This window comes from Stenomitos frigidus ULC18 (genome assembly GCF_003003795.1).
In the GTDB taxonomy this organism is placed as follows: Bacteria; Cyanobacteriota; Cyanobacteriia; order Leptolyngbyales; family Leptolyngbyaceae; genus Stenomitos; species Stenomitos frigidus_A.
Window position 1 is genome coordinate 1 of sequence record NZ_PVWK01000042.1, and the last position, 18,835, is coordinate 18,835.

Below are 18,835 nucleotides of genomic sequence, written 5' to 3' on the forward strand. Positions count from 1 at the left end.
ACCCAAGCTACAAAGCGGTTTTTTCTACCCAGGTTGGGACGGGTTACCTAAGCCTCAAGATACAAGGTTGGGTTGAAGCATGAAACCCAACATCAGAGGGGATTTTGGGTTTCATGCTTCAACCTACAGAAGTCGATCTTATTTAATACTCATTCCTAAGGGGTCTTTGTTTGCTAGAAAGCTCCTAATAACTAAAATCTCAGAACTCCTCCAGTCTTCTGCACTCTGCTTTTTTCAATCCACCTAGTCCTCGTTCGGATCTTGACGCCGTATGACTGAATCGAATCCTGCTCCACTGTCAGACGAATCCATTGCTGCTGCCGCTCCTGTAGCGGATGGGGCAGTCGTTGCAGCTTTGCCTGTGAGCGATCGCAAGGCTCAAGCTCGCCAGCTTCTCGGGATGAAAGGTGCGCAACAAGGCGAAACGTCCATTTGGAAGATTCGCCTGCAGTTGATGAAACCCATCACCTGGATTCCGCTGATCTGGGGGGTTGTTTGCGGAGCCGCTTCATCGGGCAATTACCACTGGACGTTGGAAAATGTGTTGATTTCGGCTGCCTGTATGTTGATGTCGGGGCCATTCCTGACTGGCTATACACAGACGCTGAATGATTTTTACGATCGTGACATCGACGCTATTAACGAACCGTATCGCCCGATCCCCTCTGGTGCTATTTCTCTGCCGCAAGTAAAGGTGCAAATTCTCCTATTGCTCTTGGGCGGCATCGGCGTTGCGTATGCTCTCGATCGATGGGCCGGTCATACCTTTCCAACTATCACGGCCTTGGCGATCGGTGGGTCGTTTGTGTCTTACATCTACTCTGCGCCCCCATTGAAGCTCAAGCAAAATGGCTGGCTGGGAAACTATGCCCTGGGTGCAAGCTACATTGCGCTGCCCTGGTGGGCGGGTCACGCCCTGTTTGGTGACCTGAACCCGACGATCATGGTTCTGACCTTGTTCTATAGCCTGGCAGGCTTGGGGATTGCGGTTGTTAATGACTTTAAGAGCGTGGAGGGCGATCGGCAGCTGGGTTTGCAGTCTCTACCTGTTATGTTTGGGGTGACCACAGCGGCTTGGATCTGCGTCTGCATGATTGATATCTTCCAGGCTGGCGTCGCTGTTTACTTGATTAGCATTCACGAAAATCTTTACGCTGCGATTCTGCTGCTGCTGATCATTCCGCAAATGACCTTTCAGGATATGTACTTTCTGCGCAATCCGCTCGAAAACGATGTGAAGTATCAGGCAAGCGCTCAGCCCTTTCTGGTGTTAGGTATGTTGGTTGCAGGCATTGCTCTGGGTCACGCGGGTGTGTAGCGATCAAGCGATGCTTGTTACACAATGTAGCCACCTATACAAAGAGGTATTTTACGGTTTGCTACATTAACCGAATTTGTTCAGGGATGGGCTGCTTGTCCTGCGTCAAATAGCCATTTAGCGGAGGCTAGCTCGATTGAAATGGTGTCCTCAGCGCTTGCTTCCTGACTCTCTGTTAGGATTCTGTCAAGATCTTGACCTCTGTCAGGATTCTGTCAAGATATAGCAGTTGCTCATTGCGCTTTACAGTAGAGCTTGAGTTAATGCTTGAACTTGTTAGGGTTGCATGTACCCTGAGACGGATTCTGATCCCAACTCTTACAATGAGAACGGCGATCGCTTGGTGGTGATGAGGCTGTAGTGTGGAAAACTTTCTTTCAAAACTCAAAAACTTATCGATCCGATCAAGTGGTTCTGAGTCGCTCCAGTCTGATTTACGACCAGACAGCGTGACCAGGCAGCCTTCAGCGCTGCCAGCGAAACCAGCTCCAAAAGCCGATCCCGGCGATCCTAAACCTCAATCTGGTAGGCGTTTTCGCATGGGTAAACCGCTCCATCGTCGGTATTCGTTCTGGCTGGCACTGGTGGCAGTCGGCGGTGGCGGGGCTTTTGCTTGGGGTGTGTGGGCAGTCGAAAAGAGTTTGCCTGATGTCTCAGCGATCGCTAGCTTCGCTCAGAATGGGACGTTGACCATCAAAGCAGCGGATGGTGTGGTTCTACAACAGCTTGGTTCTGCAACCCGGCAAAAGCTCACGATCAAGCAGGTGCCCGATCGTGTAATCAAAGCCTTTATTGCTGCCGAAGATCGTCGCTTTTACCAGCATAACGGCGTTGACTATCAGTCTATTGTGCGGGCGGTCGCATCCAATTTACTGGCTCGTGATTTTGTGGAAGGTGGCAGTACCATTACTCAGCAGGTCGCACGCATTATCTACCTGAACCAGGATCGTACGATGGGGCGCAAGATTCAGGAGGCGTTCCTGGCTCAGAAAATTGAGCGTGCGTTGAGTAAAGATCAAGTGCTGGAGAAATACCTCAATTTGGTCTATTTAGGTTCAGGAGCCTATGGTGTTGCGGATGCTGCCTGGGTTTACTTCAGTAAATCTGTCGATCAACTAACCCTGTCAGAGACGGCGACGATCGCAGGCCTACCCCCTGCGCCCAGTGATTATTCTCCACTAGTAAACCCGCAAATTGCCCAACAACGTCGAGATATTGTGCTCGATCGCATGCAGGAATCGGGTTACATCACTGAAGCTGAAGTTGAACAAGCGCGTGCTCAACCGCTGGCCCTCAAGCCTAGCTTTCCTAAAAAGCTGTATAGCGACACGCCTTACTTTACGTCCTACGTTCAACAACAATTGCCCAAGCTGGTTTCGAAAGAGCAGCTGGAGGCTGGCGGGCTGACGGTTGAAACGAGCCTGAATACGACCTGGCAGAAAGCCGCAGAGAAAGCAATCAAAGATGCGGTTAAAAACGTTGGGCCCGCTGAAGGCTTCAAGCAGGCGTCGCTCGTGGCGGTCGATCCCCGGAATGGAGAGATCCGGGCAATGGTAGGCGGTACGGATTTTGTCACTAGCCAGTTTAACCGCGTCACCCAGGCGCAACGACAACCGGGCTCGTCGTTTAAACCAATTCTCTATACCACTGCGATCGCGACCGGCATTTCTCCTTACGCGTCCTATTTAGATGCGCCGTTGACGGTAGATGGCTACAAGCCCCAAAACTACGGCAGAAAATACAGCGGTTGGCTGTCGCTGCGGAGTGCCCTGACCAATTCTGTCAATCTAGTTTCCGTCCGCCTGCTCATTGATGTTGGGTTTGATCCTGTGATCAAATTGGGTCACGACATGGGCATCCAATCAGAGCTACTGCCAACGTATTCTCTCGCCTTAGGCGCGTCTGAGGTCAACCTGCTGGAGATCACGACGGCTTATGCAACGTTGGCAGCAAGAGGCAACCATATGGAATCACATGGTATCCGTCGCATCATCAACCGTAGAGGGGAGGTGATTTATACGGCTAATGTGAAGCCCAAACGGGTCATCGATCAAGATACGGTGGCGATCGTGACCTGGATGATGCAGAACGTCGTCAACAGTGGTACTGGGCAAGCTGCCCAAATTGGCCGACCCGTTGCAGGTAAAACAGGCACGTCTGAAGAAGCCCGCGACCTGTGGTTTATTGGCTTTGTGCCTCAGATGGCAGCAGGTGTTTGGTTAGGTAACGATGATAATACTCCCACGTGGAGCTATAGCAGCACCGCAGCAGAAGTCTGGCATAACTTTATGACCACTGTTGTGAAAGGCATGCCAGTGGAAAAGTTTGCTGAGTTACCGAAGCTTGACAATCGCAAAGGGGTAATTAAAGCAAAGCCAGTCAAACCAGCGCAAATGTATGACGGGGAGGCACCGCCGTCTAGCAGTGGCACCTCAGACAATTCTCGCAGCTATCCGAAAGCGTCTGGGGAGCCAGCACGTACTCCGGCAGGCGACCCGAATGGCAATGCCGCTCCAGCGGCTCCCGATCAGTCACCCGCTCCAGCGGCACCTGAAACAGCGCCACCACCTCAAAATACCGCTCCTGAATTGCCACCAGCCGAACCCGCGCCACCCCCAACGACTTCTGGACCACCTCCAAGTGCACCGGCTAATTGAGGTAGTATTGGGCGGATGTTGGACGCTGCCGATGCGAATGAGTTGCTGGCTTGATCTCCAAAGAGCATCCGATGTCGACAGAGCAAACTAAAGCGATCGTGCTCCAGTTTTACCAAGCGTTCGACGATCGCACGCTGGAGCAAGCGTTTGCTTTGCTGGCACCTCATTTTGTGGGTCATATGGCTGGAATGGCTGAGCCGCTCGATCTCGATCAGTTCAAACAGTTTGGCCTATCGTTCTACGAAGCCTTTAGTAATGGTCGGCATACATTCGATGAAGTGATTGTTGAAGGCAATCGTGTGGTGACTTGTGGTACATTCACAGCGACTCATCTCGGTGCCTTTCAAGGTCTGCCTCCTACAGGGAAGCCAATCACGATCGCCATCATGCGCATCGATCGGATTGAAGACGGCAAAATTGTGGAGCATTGGGGTCAAGGCGATGCACAAGGTCTGATGCAACAGTTAGGTATCGTCTTTCTACCAGGACCAACGCTTTTCTCACTCATCCTTAAACAACTTTTAGCCAGGTTGGTTAAGAAGCCTGTTCGTTCATTGACTTAACTATGTTTGCCAAAGTTCTGATTGCTAATCGGGGTGAAATCGCTTGTCGGATTATTCGCACGCTTGATCGTCTCGGCATTGCCTCTGTTGCCGTTTATTCTGAGGCCGATGCACATGCTGCCCATGTGTCAGCGGCGGGTGAAGCCGTTTGCGTGGGAGCGGCACCCGCGGCACAGAGTTATTTACAGGCAGATGCCATTTTGGCAGCGGCACAGGCAACCGGAGCAGAGGCGATTCATCCTGGCTATGGCTTTTTGAGCGAGAATGTTGCTTTTGCTGAAGCCTGTATGCAAGCAGGCATCGCGTTTATTGGACCAAGACCAGAGCATATTCAACGGTTTGGGTTGAAACACGAAGCACGAGCGATCGCGGCGCAAGCAGGTCTGCCCCTCGTCCCTGGAACGCCGTTGTTGGACACGCTGGATCAGGTGAGGCAGGCAGCAACCACGATCGGCTATCCCCTGATGATCAAAAGCACGGCAGGTGGTGGCGGGATCGGTATGCAGCTTTGTCGTGAAGAGGGAACGTTGGCAGAGTTATTTGCAACGGTGCAGCGGTTGAGCCGCAATAACTTTAACGAAAGTGGCGTCTTTCTCGAAAAATATGTGGAGCGGGCAAGACACATCGAAGTGCAAATCTTTGGTGATGGCCAGGGTACCGTTGTGGCTCTCGGTGAACGTGATTGTTCGATTCAACGACGCAACCAAAAAGTCATCGAAGAAACCCCTGCGCCTAACATCAGCGATGCACTGCGGCAACAGTTGTATGCAGCGGCGACGCAGTTAGGTCGATCGGTCAATTATCAATCGGCAGGCACGGTTGAATTTATTTATGACGTAGACACCGAGCAATTTTATTTTCTAGAAGTCAATACTCGCTTACAGGTCGAACATGGCGTCACCGAAGCCATTACGGGTGTGGATCTGGTGGAGTGGATGGTGCGACAGGCAGCGGGCGAATCACTGTCGTTGGAGACCTACCGCTATCAACCGAACGGGCATTCGATTCAGGTGCGGGTGTATGCCGAAGATCCCAACAAAAACTTTCAGCCCAGTTCGGGGACACTCACCAACGTCCACTTCCCAGATGCCATCCGCTGCGATACCTGGATTGCGACCGGAACAGAGGTTTCGCCTTTTTACGATCCGCTGTTGGCGAAAGTGATTGTGCATGGGGAATCGAGAGCAAGCGCGATCGCGTCTCTCCAAACAGCCCTCGCCCACTCTCGTATTGACGGCATTGAAACCAACCTGGAGTATTTGCGCCAAATTGTTGCAGCGCCTGAGTTTGACGCTGCTGCACTGACGACGAAGTTTCTCAACGGGTTTGCCTACCATCCGCAGACGATCGATGTGCTTGTGGCAGGCACCATGACCACCGTGCAGGACTATCCCGGACGGGTGGGTTACTGGGATGTGGGTGTGCCGCCCTCTGGTCCCATGGATTCGCTGGCATTCCGCTTCGGCAACCGCCTCTTAGGTAATCCAGAGACAGCGGCCGGCTTGGAATGTACGCTGTCGGGTCCGGCGTTGCGCTTCAATACTGACACAGTGATTTGTCTCACGGGTGCCGCGATGAAAGCCACTCTGGACAAAGAGCCGATCGCCTTCTGGAACGCCATTCCTGTGAAAGCAGGCAGTACATTACGCCTGGGCCCCATTCAGGGTAATGGCTTTCGGACCTACCTTTCTGTACAGGGCGGCTTTGATGTGCCGGATTATTTGGGCAGCAAAGCGACGTTTACGCTCGGTGGGTTTGGTGGTCACGGTGGCAGAGCGCTGCAAGTCGGCGATGTGTTGAAGGTTCATCCAGCCTCTCCTCAAGCATCCCAAAAGCTGCCGCCTGAGTTGATGCCTACCTATCCCACGCACTGGGAGATTGGGGTTCTGTATGGTCCCCACGGTGCGCCCGATTTCTTTACCGATGAGGATATTGAGACCTTCTTCCAGACCCACTGGGAAGTGCACTACAATTCGGCACGGACCGGCATTCGGTTGATTGGTCCCAAGCCACAGTGGGCACGGCAAGATGGTGGCGAGGCAGGGCTACATCCATCGAATATTCACGACAATGCGTATGCGGTGGGCACGATCGACTTCACGGGCGATATGCCCATCATCCTTGGGTTGGATGGTCCCAGTTTGGGCGGCTTTGTTTGTCCGGCGACGATCGCTGAAGCGGAGCTATGGAAAATTGGACAGCTCAAACCAGGCAACACCATTCGATTCCATCGGTTGACGTTTGATCAAGCTTTGCAGCAAGAATTGCAGTTGGATCGTCAAATCCAGACCCTGCAAGTAGGACAAGCCATCACTGTGATGGAGGATGGTTCAAGCGATACAGGCTCCGCACACACAAGTGAACGCGCCATTCTCGCCACACTGTCTGCGACCGAGACCCAGATTGCCGTGACCTACCGTCAAGCAAGTGATAAGTATCTGCTGATTGAATACGGGCCGCTAGTGCTGGATTTGAACTTGCGCTTTCGGGTGCATGAGTTGATGACCTACCTGCAAGCGAATCCCATCGCTGGCATTTTGGAACTCACGCCCGGCATGCGATCGCTCCAGGTGCATTACGACAGTCGTATACTCTCACAACAGGCTTTGCTGACGGCATTACAGGCGATCGAAGTGCATTTGCCTGCGATCGATGCGCTAGAAACCTTGCCCACTCGCATTGTGCATCTGCCCTTGTCCTGGGATGACGCTTCGACACAGTTGGCGATTCAAAAATATATGCAATCAGTGCGCCAAGATGCGCCCTGGTGCCCTAGCAACATTGAATTTATCCGGCGCATTAATGGCCTGGACAGCATCGAAGCCGTAAAAGAAATTGTCTTTAAGGCCAGCTATCTCGTGATGGGATTAGGCGATGTGTATCTCGGTGCGCCAGTGGCGGTGCCCCTCGATCCGCGTCATCGCCTGGTCACAACCAAATACAATCCCGCTCGTACCTGGACCCCTGAAAATGCGGTTGGTATTGGGGGTGCTTATCTTTGTATTTATGGGATGGAAGGACCTGGTGGCTATCAGTTTGTCGGACGCACGGTGCCAGTGTGGAATCGCTACAAACAAACAGCAGACTTTAAGGATGGCAATCCCTGGCTGCTGCGATTTTTCGACCAGATTCGGTTTTATCCTGTATCGAATGCCGAATTGACGCAGCTCCGTGAGGACTTTATTGAAGGCAAATTTAAGCTGACGATCGAAGAAACGACTTTCAACTTACAGGACTATCAACAGTTTCTACACAGCATTGCCGAAGAAGCCACTGCCTTCAAAACCCACCAACAAGCCTCATTCCAAGCCGAACGCGATCGCTGGGCACTGAGCGCCCAAGATGAACGCGCGATCATCGAAGAACCCGACTTGCCACCTGCCCCAACTGTTGAAGTGCCCGATGATTGCTATGCCCTAACCGCTGCAACGACTGCGAATGTGTGGCAAATTCTGGTCAAACCGGGCGATCGAGTCACTGAAGATACTGGCATCATGATCCTGGAAGCGATGAAGCAAGAAATGACCTTGCTTGCCGAAGCACCTGGCATTGTCACAGAAGTACTGTGTACACCGGGGCAACTCGTCACAGCGGGACAAATCCTGGCTATCATTCATGGCGATGCCTGAGTCGCTGACCGTTTGTAGGGACGTTACCTGTAACGTCCCTATAGAGAAAGGCTTTCACCTAAAAATGCTGAATAATTGCTTCAGCAAATTCCGAGCACTTTAACGGTGGCTCTACAGGTGGCTCCATCATGCGGGCAAGGTCGTAGGTAACTTCACGATTGGCGATCGCAGCGCTAATGCCCTTCGTAATCAGGTCAGCGGCTTCTTGCCAGCCCATGTATTCGAGCATCATCACCCCAGAAAGGATAAGGGAGCCAGGATTGACGCGATCGAGGCCTGCATGTTTGGGTGCCGTGCCGTGAGTCGCTTCAAAGATGGCGCACTCGTCACCGATGTTTGCTCCTGGCCCCATGCCCAGTCCGCCCACGATCGCGGCGGCGGCATCGGATAAATAATCGCCGTTTAGGTTCATGGTCGCCAGAATGGAGTATTCATCGGGTCGAGTCTGAATCTGCTGGAAGATACTGTCGGCAATGCGATCGTTGACCATCACCTTCTCTTTCCACTGCCCTTTGCCGTGCGAGTCCCAGATTTTTTCCAGCACTTCTTTGACTTCGGCGCAAATTTTCTCCTTTTTGTCAGCCGTCAGCGCATTGTAGCCGGGGTCGATTTGACGCGCATTCTCTTCAAACGTGATATCTGGCTTGCGCTCCTTGTTGCCCAAAATCCAGGATTCACGTTCCGTCACACACTCGTCGCGGAACTCTGATGTCACCAGTTCGTAGCCCCAGTCACGAAAGGCTCCTTCGGTGTACTTCATGATGTTGCCCTTGTGCACGAGCGTCACCATTTGCTTGGCTTTAGGCAAGCGCAGGGCGTGTTTCATAGCACGACGCACCAAACGCTGAGAGCCCTTTTTACTGATCGGTTTGATGCCAATGCCCGCATCAAGTGGAATTTGTTTCTTCCCATGTTCGGGTGTAGCAGGGATCAGGTCTTCGTTAAGGAACTTGATCAGGCGATCGGCAATTTCGCTGCCTTGCTTCCACTCAATACCGAGATAGATATCCTCTGTATTCTCTCGATAGATAATGACATCCAGCTTTTCTGGCGTACGATGCGGCGATGGCGTTCCAGCATAGTATTTGCAAGGACGAACGCAGGCATACAGATCAAAAATTTGGCGTAGGGCAACGTTGAGCGATCGAATACCACCCCCGATCGGCGTGGTCAGTGGACCTTTAATAGCTACCCCATATTCTCTAATGGCTGTCAGCGAATCCTCCGGCAAGTACTGATAAGTGCCATAAGTGTCACAGGCTTCATCGCCAACGAAGACTTTAAACCAGTTGATTTTACGCTTGCCACCGTAAGCTTTTTCTACTGCCGCATCAAAAACTCGTTGGGATGCAGGCCAGAGATCAATGCCCGTACCATCCCCACGAATGTAGGGAATAATCGGGTCGTCAGGAACGCTAGGCTCACCGTTGTGGAACGTGATTTTGGCACCCGTTGTAGGGGGAGAAAGCTTGTCATACGTCATCTATAGTCACTCCTGTACTTGGTTAGTGGTGCCGTATCAGCAAACCAGCCTCGGCTTCGGTTAGCAATGAAACTACGAGGCACTAGCAGCACCGCTCAGCTGATCCGTTGTGGTTAGAATAGCCCAATGGCTGAACATGTTTGTAGTGCATCTGACTGCGAGGCCGCGATCGACTCCTATGAACTAGATTGCCGTGTCGTTAGTAATACTTCTGCACGTTGCATACTGAGAACATTACTTCTGCAAGTAGCATACTGGGAACATGGGGAGGCAATGTGGTTCATGGGCTGTTTCTACTGCTGCACTCGATCAGCACTCATGGCTTGGGGGCACTCGACTGTGTTTTGCGGTACGTTCCCAATCAGCTGATCAGCTGAAACCAGTGATTGCAAGTCTACTGATCCGTTCCCATTGATAATCCGTTCCCACCGATCGCTGGCTTCGGTCATTTGGCAGGCTACTTTAGGCATCATCATTGCTTCTTTTATAAACTCTGATTACCAGCACATGGTTTTTCACGAAGCTCTGGGAACTCTAAAATATAAGCGAACGAAGGAATGGCTGAACTTTAGTCGGCAATTTGGCGTAATTGGTCAAAATAAGACGTTCAGAGTCCATGATTGTATAAGTAGTCTGCCCGCCCCGTTCAACGCTAGGTGCAAAAATGACTCTTTATGTAAATTGGTAAACAGATGGGTCGATAAAGTGGCGTTGTTATTTGTTGGCTCACATGGCTGCGCCTACTGGTTGCTCTGTTCTAGAAATACTGACTAATATCAAACGATGACTCTCAAAGCCTTACTTGGGCAATCTGTGCTTAACCAAACACGGAGGATTTCTTTGCTTGTATCCTGTATTACCACTGTAGGCATCTAGATGAAGAAAGTTCTAGTGGTTGATGATGATGCAACCCTACGGATGGCGCTAACACGCTACCTGGAAAAACGGGGCTATCTGACGCAAGGCGTTGCGTCAGGCGTTGAGGCACTCAAGGTCTTTGAACAAGATCCTCCAGATTTGGTGGTTTCGGATGTCATGATGCCTGAGATGGATGGCTTCGAGTTTTGCCGTCGCCTGCGATCGATCCGCTCTGGCCAACTGGTGCCTTTTATCTTTCTCTCCAGTAAAGGAGACGTAGAGGATCGGGTCCAAGGACACTCGATCGGGGCTGATGATTACTTAATTAAACCGTTTGAGCCCAGAGAACTCTTGGCAAAGATCGAAGCTCAACTTGAGCGCACCCGCCGCATTCATAGTGAAATTGTGCTCCTCATGCAGCGCGAAAGCCATAGCAGCACTAATGGATCAGTCGCAGCAACACCCAATCCTTTGCCACTCACGCCTGCCGAAGAAAAGGTGTTTTGGGAGGTGATTCAGGGTTTTACCAATAAACAGATTGGCGATCGCCTCTTTGTCAGCCCTCGTACCGTGCAGACGCATCTCAGCAATATTCTCAGCAAGCTGCAGTTAGAAAACCGCTCTCAGCTCGTTCGCTTTGCCTTTGAGCGTGGCTACAAGTTGCCGACAGAAAGTCTGCTTGGAGACGAGTAAGGCTCTAGAAAAGGCTACAGACCTAGGGCTAAAGGTTAAATGGTGTTTTGCCTCCGTTATCCTTTAGCATTTATCCTTGAGCCTTTATCTTTACTCCCTTTCCATGTTTCCTGGTCTTTACACACTGGACGAACTGAAGCAGGCAGTCGCGGCTGACCCTCAACGTTGGCGACCCTTGGTCTTTACTAATGGCTGTTTTGACCTTCTCCACGCGGGGCATGTACGTTACTTACAAGTCGCGAGAAGTCTTGGGCGATCGCTAGTGGTTGGTTTGAACAGCGATCACTCCGTCCAAATAATCAAGCCACAGGCTGCTGGCCTACCCCCTCGACCGATCGTGCCTGAACACCAGCGGGCTGAGGTTCTTGCTGCACTCAGATCGGTCGATGGCGTGGTTATTTTTGCTGAAACGACTGCCAGCCAATTGATCGCTGCGCTCCAGCCAGATATTTATGCAAAGGGCGGTGATTATCAACTGGAGTCACTTCCAGAGGCCGCGATTGTTCAGGCATATGGTGGCCATATCGAATTGGTTCAGATTGAAGTACCTAGTTCGACGTCTGCACTTGTGAGCCGCATTCTTGCTGCAAAAGGGGGCTGAGCGCTATCAGGAATACGATATGAGGGGGCAAAGAGTGATCAGCCTTAGCCTGTGAACGGATTCTTGGCAATGCTCAGCCTCAACAGATTCTTGGCGTGTCTTTTCTCTGGTTTTGTTTCGGCTAACCATCTGAGACTTTAAAAACGCACGCCAGACCTGCTAACGTGGACAATTAGTGCATTGTGCATTTGTCTAACGCTCGTACGCTCACCTGGGTTTTGTAACGCAAACTTTAGTTCAATGCTCTCCGGTTTGCTTAGAGCATTCATAGGTAAACGCTCCTTATTGGTACAGGGTCAGAGGTACAGGATCAGATCACACCAATGAAGTGAGTGCAATGCGTTGTACTTCAAATGGTTTGCTCATCTCTCAGTAGTATGTGACTTGATGGATAGGATGGCTAATTCAACTGGCGACTTGATTGCTGCCCCACTAAGCGCTGGCGGTGACCCTACAGATGCTCTGTACCTGCAATTGAAAGCCGCTTCTGCTAAGCATCAGGGGCAAACCATTCAGGCGTTGGCTGCTGCTGGTGAGCCTGGATTGTCAGCACTGATGCGCTTTCTTGCCGAATACGATCCGGCTGTGGATGGTGATTCTATAGCCAGCGGCGACATTCCTATCAAGCCCCCAGGAAGTACGGTTTCTTCAGGCGTTGGGATGGTCTATCAAGCACTCTTTAGCTCAGACTCTTTAGCAGCTAAGACGTTTCTCCAAACCCACTTTCCTCAGGGCGTTGTGCCTCTAAAATCTGAAGCAGGCGTTGACTATACCGCCCTGCAACAACTGCTGGCTGAACAGAAGTTTCAAGCAGCAGATCAGCTAACGTTACAAAAAATGTGTGAAGTTGTGGGTATTGCCGCTGTACAACGGAAGTGGCTTTATTTCACAGAAATCGACCAATTGCCAATCACAGATTTACAGACGTTGAATGCGCTTTGGCTGGTTCATTCTGAGGGGAAGTTTGGTTTCTCAGTGCAACGTGACATCTGGCTCAGCGCTGGCAAAAATTGGGATCAGCTTTGGTCAAAGATTGGATGGCGTAAGGGAAACCTCTGGACACGTTACCCACAAGGGTTTACCTGGGATCTGTCGGCACCGAAAGGGCACCTGCCGTTATCCAATCAACTACGCGGTGTGAGGGTGATTGCCTCTTTGCTCGCCCATCCTGCCTGGTCTAAGGGCTAAGGGCTATTCACTGAGACGATCGCGAAACTGGTTAACGACTTGCTCAAGCCCAACGGCACGCGAGGCTTTGAACAGTATGCGATCGCCCGGTTGAATGAGTGCGTGTAACCGTTCCACTACTGCAGTATGGCTAGAAAAACATTCTGCTGCGAGCGGGTTTGCACCTGCTGCCATCGAAGCGGCTTCGGCTGGGTCAGCCAGAATGAGCAGGCGATCGAGCTGTAGTTCTCTAGCCGTAACTCCAACTCGATAGTGGAATTCGGGCGATCGCTCCCCTAATTCCTTCATCGTCCCCAACACCGCAAGCCGACGCTTGCCTGGTGTTTGAGCCAGCAGTTGAAGGGCTGCGAGCATCGATTCCAGTCCGGCATTGTAGGTTTCATCTAAAAGCACAATATCGTTGGGCAAGACAAAGCGTTTGGCGCGTCCATCGGGAAGGTGGACGGTCAGTCCATGCACGAGTGGCGACCAATCGATGCCCAGCGCTTTGGCAACTGCAAGGGCAGCGAGGTAGTTCAAAGCGTTGTGTTGCCCCGGTAAAGGCAGCGGTAACGTCCACTCGCCCACTGCCAACGTCTCAGGGTCAAGCAACTGCCCGTGCAGATCGCCACCCTTCAGTCCATAGGTCATGGTCTTTCCTTGCCAAACCGTTGCAGCTGTTTCCGTCAGCAGGGGTAGATCCTGGTTCAGCACTGCCAGAGTGGCAGACGGCATTTCTGCCACAAGCTCACATTTTGCCTGGGCGATCGCTAGTTCAGAACCCAAACGCTCAATGTGGGCCGTACCCACGTTGGTAATTACACCCAGATCGGGTCGAGCAATTTGAGTAAGCAGTGCGATCTCTCCACGCCCCCGCATACCCATCTCAATGACCGCAAACGAGTGCTCTGCTCCCAACTCCAGCAGCGTTTTAGGCACACCAATCTCATTATTGTAATTTGCCTGCGTCTTCAGTACAGTGCCCTGCAAAGAGAGCACGGCGGCAATCAATTCTTTGGTTGTCGTTTTGCCCACTGAACCCGTTACCGCAATGACAGGACAGGTAAATTGATTCCGCCACCAATGCGCGATCGCTTGATAAGCCTGTAATGTATCTGCTACTTGCAGTAGGGGTAAGCTGACGTTCTTCGCATCCCACTCTGCCAAAGAGAAGCGCTGATCAACAATTGCCGCGATCGCACCTTTAGCGGCTGCCTGCTCCACAAACCCATGACCATCAAAGCGATCGCCTCTTAAAGCCAAAAAAACTTCGCCCGCTTGGAGTGAACGGGTATCGGTTGTGAGCCCGATTGCCTCCGCTTCTAAAGCGGTAGCGGTTTGAACGGACGGTGACACATCCAGAATTTTGCTTAGTTGAGCGATCGTGGCGCGAAAAGACATGCAGAAACTGCCATAAAAAAGAGGATAGCTGCCATTGAACGGCTAACGGTACCCTCTTGGCAAGCCTTAAAGAAAGCGATTACAGTCAGTTTTGCCTCTAACAGCCTCAGCAACCACATCAAGACACTGTTCCATCGGCCTTTACAAACCACTAGCAGGCTGATCATCAGGCTGTGGATCGCTTTCAGCAATCTCCTTTGCCTTACGAGACTCTAGCCAAAGCGGGACAGCAATCCAGGCGATCGCGATGAACAACATCACAAAGGCAAACTGACCAGCCCACGCCACCATTTTTTCGAGCGGCACAAACTGACCAGCAAAATATGAAAGGCTCACCATCACTGAGGCCCAGGTGATAGCTCCCAGCGTGTTGTAAACCGTGAAGGTGAGGTAGGGCATCTGGACAATGCCAGCCAAAGGGCTCGCAAACGTACGCAAAAGTGCGATGAAGCGACCCATGAAGACTGTTCTTGAGGCATTCTCGCTGAACTGACGCTTGAGTGACTCAAGCTGCTCTTCTCCGATGCGAAAAAGGCGTCCGACTCTCAGCAACAACGACCAGCCGCCACGTCTCCCAATCCAGTAGCCGACGTTACCACCAAGAATGGCTCCCAACGATGCGTCTGCCAACACCATCCAATAATTCAACTGGTCATTACCAGCTAAAAAGCCACCAGCCAAGGTTACAGTTTCTCCGGGAATGGGTAGCCCTAAACTTTCTAGAAAGATCCCTAGAAAGACAGCCCAATAGCCGTACTGCTGCGCAACTTCTTCAATCGTCTCTACAGAGATAAAATCCAGTGACATGCAACACAGCTAATAAAAACATCATTCTGTATCAATCTTGACGTGATTCTTGGAAATCTGTCAATGAAGCCATTTTCAGCCTCATGTACCAGATCACACTTGACTGGTGCAGAAGTATCAAAGCATACAATTTACTAGGAAAAACGAAAAATTCATGCAAAGTGGGTTTGAACCCGGATGAACCATAAAGACTTAGTAAAGCAAGGCGTTACTAAGCAGTGATCAGGAGAGTGAGTTTTTATAGTTAGCGAATAAACGTGAACCAAGATGGTTGCAAAACTCCATTCACGGGGATTGACAAGCGATTGTGTCAGTAATGACTGTTTCTAACTGCATGAACCTGTCTGACTGAAGATGACGGGTTCAATCTGGTCACCTTGATGGCACTAGCCACTAAAAGTCATTAGCCACTGAAACTCAAGCTCTTGCGATTGTTCACACTCTATATGTCAGGCTGTGTAGATATGACGCTTATTCACCAGAGAGAATGTGTACGGCTCCAACCTCCCACTCACTTTAATTCCCGTGGAGGCATTACTTTTCAACAGCAAGTTGCTGCGCTTGAGCCGGAAAAAGGTGACACGTGGCTAATCGATATGGCCCAGGTCGAATTTATTGATAGCGCTGGCATTCTATCTCTGGTGAGCGCTTTGAACCTTGCTCACCGTCAAGGCTGTCGTGTGACGGTGTGTCACCTTCGTCCAGCTATCCGACTGATCTTCGAAATCACCCAACTTGACCGGGCTTTTGATATTGTTGATGGCAGCAATGTTGATCTTAGCGTGTCGATCGCTCCTGAACCCGTGGCGGCATAAAGCTGGAAGCTGTCAGCCCGTTTTGATAACAGCGTTATAGACCGTTTCATTCGCGGCAGCAGACTTAAATAAATCCACAAGTGGACTAGGATAGCCCACACCAATTTTGACCCCGAAGCGCTGCTGCTCTATAGAGTTCTTCACGAGATCTTGACAGCGCTCCCTCCAAGCCTTTGATCGTTCGATGACTAAATGCTTGTTCCTTAGTCTTTTGACGCTGACACGCGAGGAGTTTGAAAGGAACTGAGCAGAACATTCCACTGATACTGAAATAGACACGCTTTAGCCAGATCGGTCGCCAAGTCATGCCTGTTTTGCAAGTAATACACCCCTACTCGCCAGCCACTTAAAAGCACATACAGAGGCGTAAATAATGGCATCAACGGTCGTTGCCAGGGTTGCAGTTTAGCGTAGCGGCAGGAGTGAGCTGCCAACCCACCACTTTGAGCGAGCCGCAGTAGATAGGAACGCTCAAACCGTTTGGGGGGCAGGTGGTGCCACACTTCCATCCCAGGATTGTGCCACACTTCCCATTGACTGCTTTGGATGTAAAGCATGATCTCAATGTCTTCCGCGTTGGCGATCATTACTTTCCAGGTTTCATCTCTCCCCTTCAAGCGTCGATTTTTAGGCACGGCTTCTTGCCAGGCTTGCTTGCGAATCACACAGCCCGGCCCATTGGGTGCCATTCCGCGAGTAGTGTAGCGAAAGGGGACTGCCCCCCGTTCTTCTACGGCTAAGAGAAACTTGATCTGATGAAATTCTGGCGGTGGCGGCGCATCAAGTTTCGCATAAATGTTACTGCCATACGCGCCTGCTTGAGGATGAGCCAGGCCAAAGCGGTAGGCTTCTGCCACCCAATTTTCGGCAGGAAAGTTATCATCATCCAGAAAACCGACCAGGCTCTCACTGGCGGCATCCTGCATCGCACGATCGCGAGCAAACGCACTACCCTGTTTGGGTTCCGAAACACAGCGTAATTGACTGTCTGATCGCCATTGCTGAGCATACTCGGCCACAACAGCCGCTGTTTGATCCGTACTATTGTTATCGACAACCAGCACCTCCCAACGAATGCCTTCAGTGTCGACTTGTGCAAGTAGGCGGTCTAAGACTTCCGGCAGACGCTTTTCAGCGTTGTACGTACGAATGGCAACAGTAAAGTCGATCGACATAAGCAATATAACGGCAGGAACCCCACATCATTATGGATGCGTACTAAACCAACAACTTAACCTTGCAGTCTCTTCACGTCCACACCACTCTTCATAAAGCTTCTGTAAACAGATCGTGAGTGACCGAATCCGCAATGATCGCTTCCGGCCATCCCGAACATGAGATGGTTGAGGTGTAGGAATCATCATGCAGCGTTTGATCAGGAGTGTTGAAGATGAGTCATGGTGGATTACGGCGCACTGGTGCAATTGCGATCGGCAGCTTGATGTTGTTGGGGTTGATGGGATGTTTGAAAGTAACGAGTGTGCATCCAGCCACCGCCAGCCCTCAGCCGACCCAGTTACCTCAGCAGGTTGCTATGCAGAAGCCTCAAACGGTTGATCCAAAGCTCGTCACTGCGAATACGACATTCAGCTTCAAGCTTTTTTCAGAGTTGCTGAAGCAAGAGAGTAACCAGAATGTCTTTGTGTCACCGTCGAGTGTCGCGATCGCCCTTTCAATGGCTTACAACGGTGCCAGTGGCACTACGCAGCAGCAGATGTCAAGCACCCTTGAGCTTCAGGGCATGAGCTTGAATGCACTCAACCAGGGAAACGCAAATCTGAAAGCACTGCTGGAGAATCCTGATACAGGTGTGCAGCTGGCGATGGCCAACTCACTTTGGGCGCGGCAAGGCGTTCCCTTCCAGCCAACCTTCATTCAACGCAATCAGAAATTTTATGGAGCACAGGTTACAGACTTAGACTTTGGGGCTCCTAATGCTACAGCGACGATCAACGGCTGGGTAAAAGAAAATACCCGTGGCAAAATCAGCCAGATTGTGGATAGCCTGAAGCCCGATGACGTGATGTTTCTGATTAACGCCATTTATTTCAAGGGCAGCTGGACGAAGGCCTTTAACAAGAGTGACACCACCGATAAGCCCTTTTACCTTGTCGACGGTCGTCAGAAACGTCACCCAATGATGGCGCAAACGGGCAGCTACAAATACTACGAAAACGAGCAGTTTCAAGCCGTTAGCCTTCCCTACGGTACAAAGCGCGTCAGCATGTACATTTTCTTGCCAAAGCAAGCATCCAAGCTGTCTAGTTTTGCCAAAACGCTGACGGCTGAGAACTGGCAGCGGTGGATGAGCCAGTTTCGTACTCAACCGGGTTCCGTTCAAGTGCCTCGCTTCAAGCTGGAATACGATGTCGAGCTGAAAAAAGCGTTGTCTGCTCTAGGGATGCCGATCGCCTTCGATGCCCGCAAAGCCACGTTCGACGCCTTAAGCACTGTGCCCACCAAGATCGATCAGGTAAAACACAAAACCTTTGTGGAAGTAAACGAGGAAGGCACCGAAGCGGCAGCAGCCACCTCGATCGGCATTGTCGCCACCTCAATGCCCACGAACGAACCGTTTCAAATGGTCGTCGATCGTCCCTTTTTCTGCGCCATCCGTGATAACAAAACCGGTACCGTCTTGTTCATGGGGGCGATCGTCGATCCGAAATAAGCGCCACCTGCGTGGGAGTTTTGAGTTTTGAGTTTTGAGTTGATTGCGCAATCAGCCGTCAGCTTTTTTCTAAGAACTAGAACCAACTTCTTTTCTCCCTTGTATCTTGAGGGTGGAGAGATAGACCGATTGCCCTTAGATGCTTGACATCGTGCAGAAGCTAGGGTCATCT

15 protein-coding genes are annotated in these 18,835 nt (G+C 51.2%); 9 read left to right on the forward strand and 6 right to left on the reverse strand.

All coding sequences use genetic code 11. The features are described from left to right. Window positions 1–271: 271 nt before the first annotated feature. The 4 genes from chlG to uca all read left to right on the forward strand — a co-directional run bounded on the left by chlG (window position 272) and on the right by uca (window position 8,167). Window positions 272–1,318, forward strand: a complete 1,047-nt coding sequence (gene chlG, locus C7B82_RS07705) for a chlorophyll synthase ChlG (protein WP_106255720.1) — start codon at window positions 272–274, stop codon at window positions 1,316–1,318. 362 nt (window positions 1,319–1,680) lie between these two features. Further along, a complete protein-coding gene (locus tag C7B82_RS07710; protein WP_245939786.1) occupies window positions 1,681–3,975 on the forward strand; it encodes a transglycosylase domain-containing protein in 2,295 nt (764 codons plus the stop codon). Between the two features lie 71 nt (window positions 3,976–4,046). Continuing rightward, on the forward strand, window positions 4,047–4,538 hold the full coding sequence (locus C7B82_RS07715; protein WP_106255721.1) for an ester cyclase: 492 nt from the start codon (window positions 4,047–4,049) through the stop codon (window positions 4,536–4,538). Window positions 4,539–4,540: 2 nt separating this feature from the next. Then, window positions 4,541–8,167, forward strand: coding sequence for an urea carboxylase (gene uca / locus C7B82_RS07720; protein WP_106255722.1), 3,627 nt, complete (start codon window positions 4,541–4,543; stop codon window positions 8,165–8,167). A gap of 58 nt (window positions 8,168–8,225) precedes the next feature. On the opposite strand, the gene C7B82_RS07725 is transcribed toward uca, so the two are convergent. Both C7B82_RS07725 and C7B82_RS32040 read right to left on the reverse strand, forming a co-directional pair. Further along, on the reverse strand, window positions 8,226–9,650 hold the full coding sequence (locus tag C7B82_RS07725; protein ID WP_106255723.1) for an NADP-dependent isocitrate dehydrogenase: 1,425 nt from the start codon (window positions 9,648–9,650) through the stop codon (window positions 8,226–8,228). Between the two features lie 293 nt (window positions 9,651–9,943). Further along, window positions 9,944–10,120, reverse strand: coding sequence for a hypothetical protein (locus tag C7B82_RS32040; protein WP_181357393.1), 177 nt, complete (start codon window positions 10,118–10,120; stop codon window positions 9,944–9,946). A gap of 406 nt (window positions 10,121–10,526) precedes the next feature. On the opposite strand from C7B82_RS32040, the gene C7B82_RS07735 reads away from it, so the two are divergent. The 3 genes from C7B82_RS07735 to C7B82_RS07745 all read left to right on the forward strand — a co-directional run bounded on the left by C7B82_RS07735 (window position 10,527) and on the right by C7B82_RS07745 (window position 12,990). Next, the gene (locus tag C7B82_RS07735; protein WP_106255725.1) at window positions 10,527–11,201 is read left to right on the forward strand and encodes a response regulator transcription factor; all 675 of its coding nucleotides are present in this window, start codon (window positions 10,527–10,529) and stop codon (window positions 11,199–11,201) included. Window positions 11,202–11,277: 76 nt separating this feature from the next. Continuing rightward, a complete protein-coding gene (locus tag C7B82_RS07740) occupies window positions 11,278–11,802 on the forward strand; it encodes an adenylyltransferase/cytidyltransferase family protein (protein ID WP_245939787.1) in 525 nt (174 codons plus the stop codon). Between the two features lie 396 nt (window positions 11,803–12,198). Continuing rightward, complete coding sequence (locus C7B82_RS07745) at window positions 12,199–12,990, forward strand: GUN4 domain-containing protein (RefSeq protein ID WP_106255727.1); 792 nt, start codon at window positions 12,199–12,201, stop codon at window positions 12,988–12,990. A gap of 3 nt (window positions 12,991–12,993) precedes the next feature. Here the strand turns inward: C7B82_RS07745 and C7B82_RS07750 are convergent, their stop codons facing one another. Together C7B82_RS07750 and C7B82_RS07755 are read right to left on the reverse strand one after the other, a co-directional pair. Further along, entirely contained in the window at window positions 12,994–14,370 is a 1,377-nt protein-coding gene (locus C7B82_RS07750; protein WP_106255728.1) for a UDP-N-acetylmuramoyl-tripeptide--D-alanyl-D-alanine ligase, read from the reverse strand. A 141-nt stretch (window positions 14,371–14,511) separates the two neighbouring features. Beyond that, window positions 14,512–15,177, reverse strand: a complete 666-nt coding sequence (locus tag C7B82_RS07755; protein WP_106255729.1) for a DedA family protein — start codon at window positions 15,175–15,177, stop codon at window positions 14,512–14,514. Between the two features lie 464 nt (window positions 15,178–15,641). Between C7B82_RS07755 and C7B82_RS07760 the strand changes: the two genes are divergently transcribed. After that, a complete protein-coding gene (locus C7B82_RS07760; protein ID WP_106255730.1) occupies window positions 15,642–15,992 on the forward strand; it encodes an STAS domain-containing protein in 351 nt (116 codons plus the stop codon). Window positions 15,993–16,004: 12 nt separating this feature from the next. Here the strand turns inward: C7B82_RS07760 and C7B82_RS33080 are convergent, their stop codons facing one another. Both C7B82_RS33080 and hpsE read right to left on the reverse strand, forming a co-directional pair. Further along, entirely contained in the window at window positions 16,005–16,136 is a 132-nt protein-coding gene (locus C7B82_RS33080) for an FAD-binding domain-containing protein (protein WP_219904137.1), read from the reverse strand. Between the two features lie 59 nt (window positions 16,137–16,195). Next, window positions 16,196–17,167, reverse strand: coding sequence for a hormogonium polysaccharide biosynthesis glycosyltransferase HpsE (gene hpsE, locus C7B82_RS07765; protein ID WP_106255731.1), 972 nt, complete (start codon window positions 17,165–17,167; stop codon window positions 16,196–16,198). Between the two features lie 215 nt (window positions 17,168–17,382). On the opposite strand from hpsE, the gene C7B82_RS07770 reads away from it, so the two are divergent. Continuing rightward, window positions 17,383–18,663, forward strand: a complete 1,281-nt coding sequence (locus tag C7B82_RS07770) for a serpin family protein (protein WP_106255732.1) — start codon at window positions 17,383–17,385, stop codon at window positions 18,661–18,663. Window positions 18,664–18,835: the final 172 nt, after the last annotated feature.

What these genes read in the sequence shown, in the direction of transcription:
- chlG (WP_106255720.1), top strand. Translation starts at nt 272, where the DNA reads ATGACTGAATCGAATCCTGCTCCACTGTCAGACGAATCCATTGCTGCT.
- C7B82_RS07715 (WP_106255721.1), top strand. Translation starts at nt 4,047, where the DNA reads ATGTCGACAGAGCAAACTAAAGCGATCGTGCTCCAGTTTTACCAAGCG.
- uca (WP_106255722.1), top strand. Translation starts at nt 4,541, where the DNA reads ATGTTTGCCAAAGTTCTGATTGCTAATCGGGGTGAAATCGCTTGTCGG.
- C7B82_RS07725 (WP_106255723.1), bottom strand. Translation starts at nt 9,650, where the DNA reads ATGACGTATGACAAGCTTTCTCCCCCTACAACGGGTGCCAAAATCACG.
- C7B82_RS32040 (WP_181357393.1), bottom strand. Translation starts at nt 10,120, where the DNA reads ATGCCTAAAGTAGCCTGCCAAATGACCGAAGCCAGCGATCGGTGGGAA.
- C7B82_RS07735 (WP_106255725.1), top strand. Translation starts at nt 10,527, where the DNA reads ATGAAGAAAGTTCTAGTGGTTGATGATGATGCAACCCTACGGATGGCG.
- C7B82_RS07745 (WP_106255727.1), top strand. Translation starts at nt 12,199, where the DNA reads ATGGCTAATTCAACTGGCGACTTGATTGCTGCCCCACTAAGCGCTGGC.
- C7B82_RS07750 (WP_106255728.1), bottom strand. Translation starts at nt 14,370, where the DNA reads ATGTCTTTTCGCGCCACGATCGCTCAACTAAGCAAAATTCTGGATGTG.
- C7B82_RS07755 (WP_106255729.1), bottom strand. Translation starts at nt 15,177, where the DNA reads ATGTCACTGGATTTTATCTCTGTAGAGACGATTGAAGAAGTTGCGCAG.
- C7B82_RS07760 (WP_106255730.1), top strand. Translation starts at nt 15,642, where the DNA reads ATGACGCTTATTCACCAGAGAGAATGTGTACGGCTCCAACCTCCCACT.
- hpsE (WP_106255731.1), bottom strand. Translation starts at nt 17,167, where the DNA reads ATGTCGATCGACTTTACTGTTGCCATTCGTACGTACAACGCTGAAAAG.
- C7B82_RS07770 (WP_106255732.1), top strand. Translation starts at nt 17,383, where the DNA reads ATGAGTCATGGTGGATTACGGCGCACTGGTGCAATTGCGATCGGCAGC.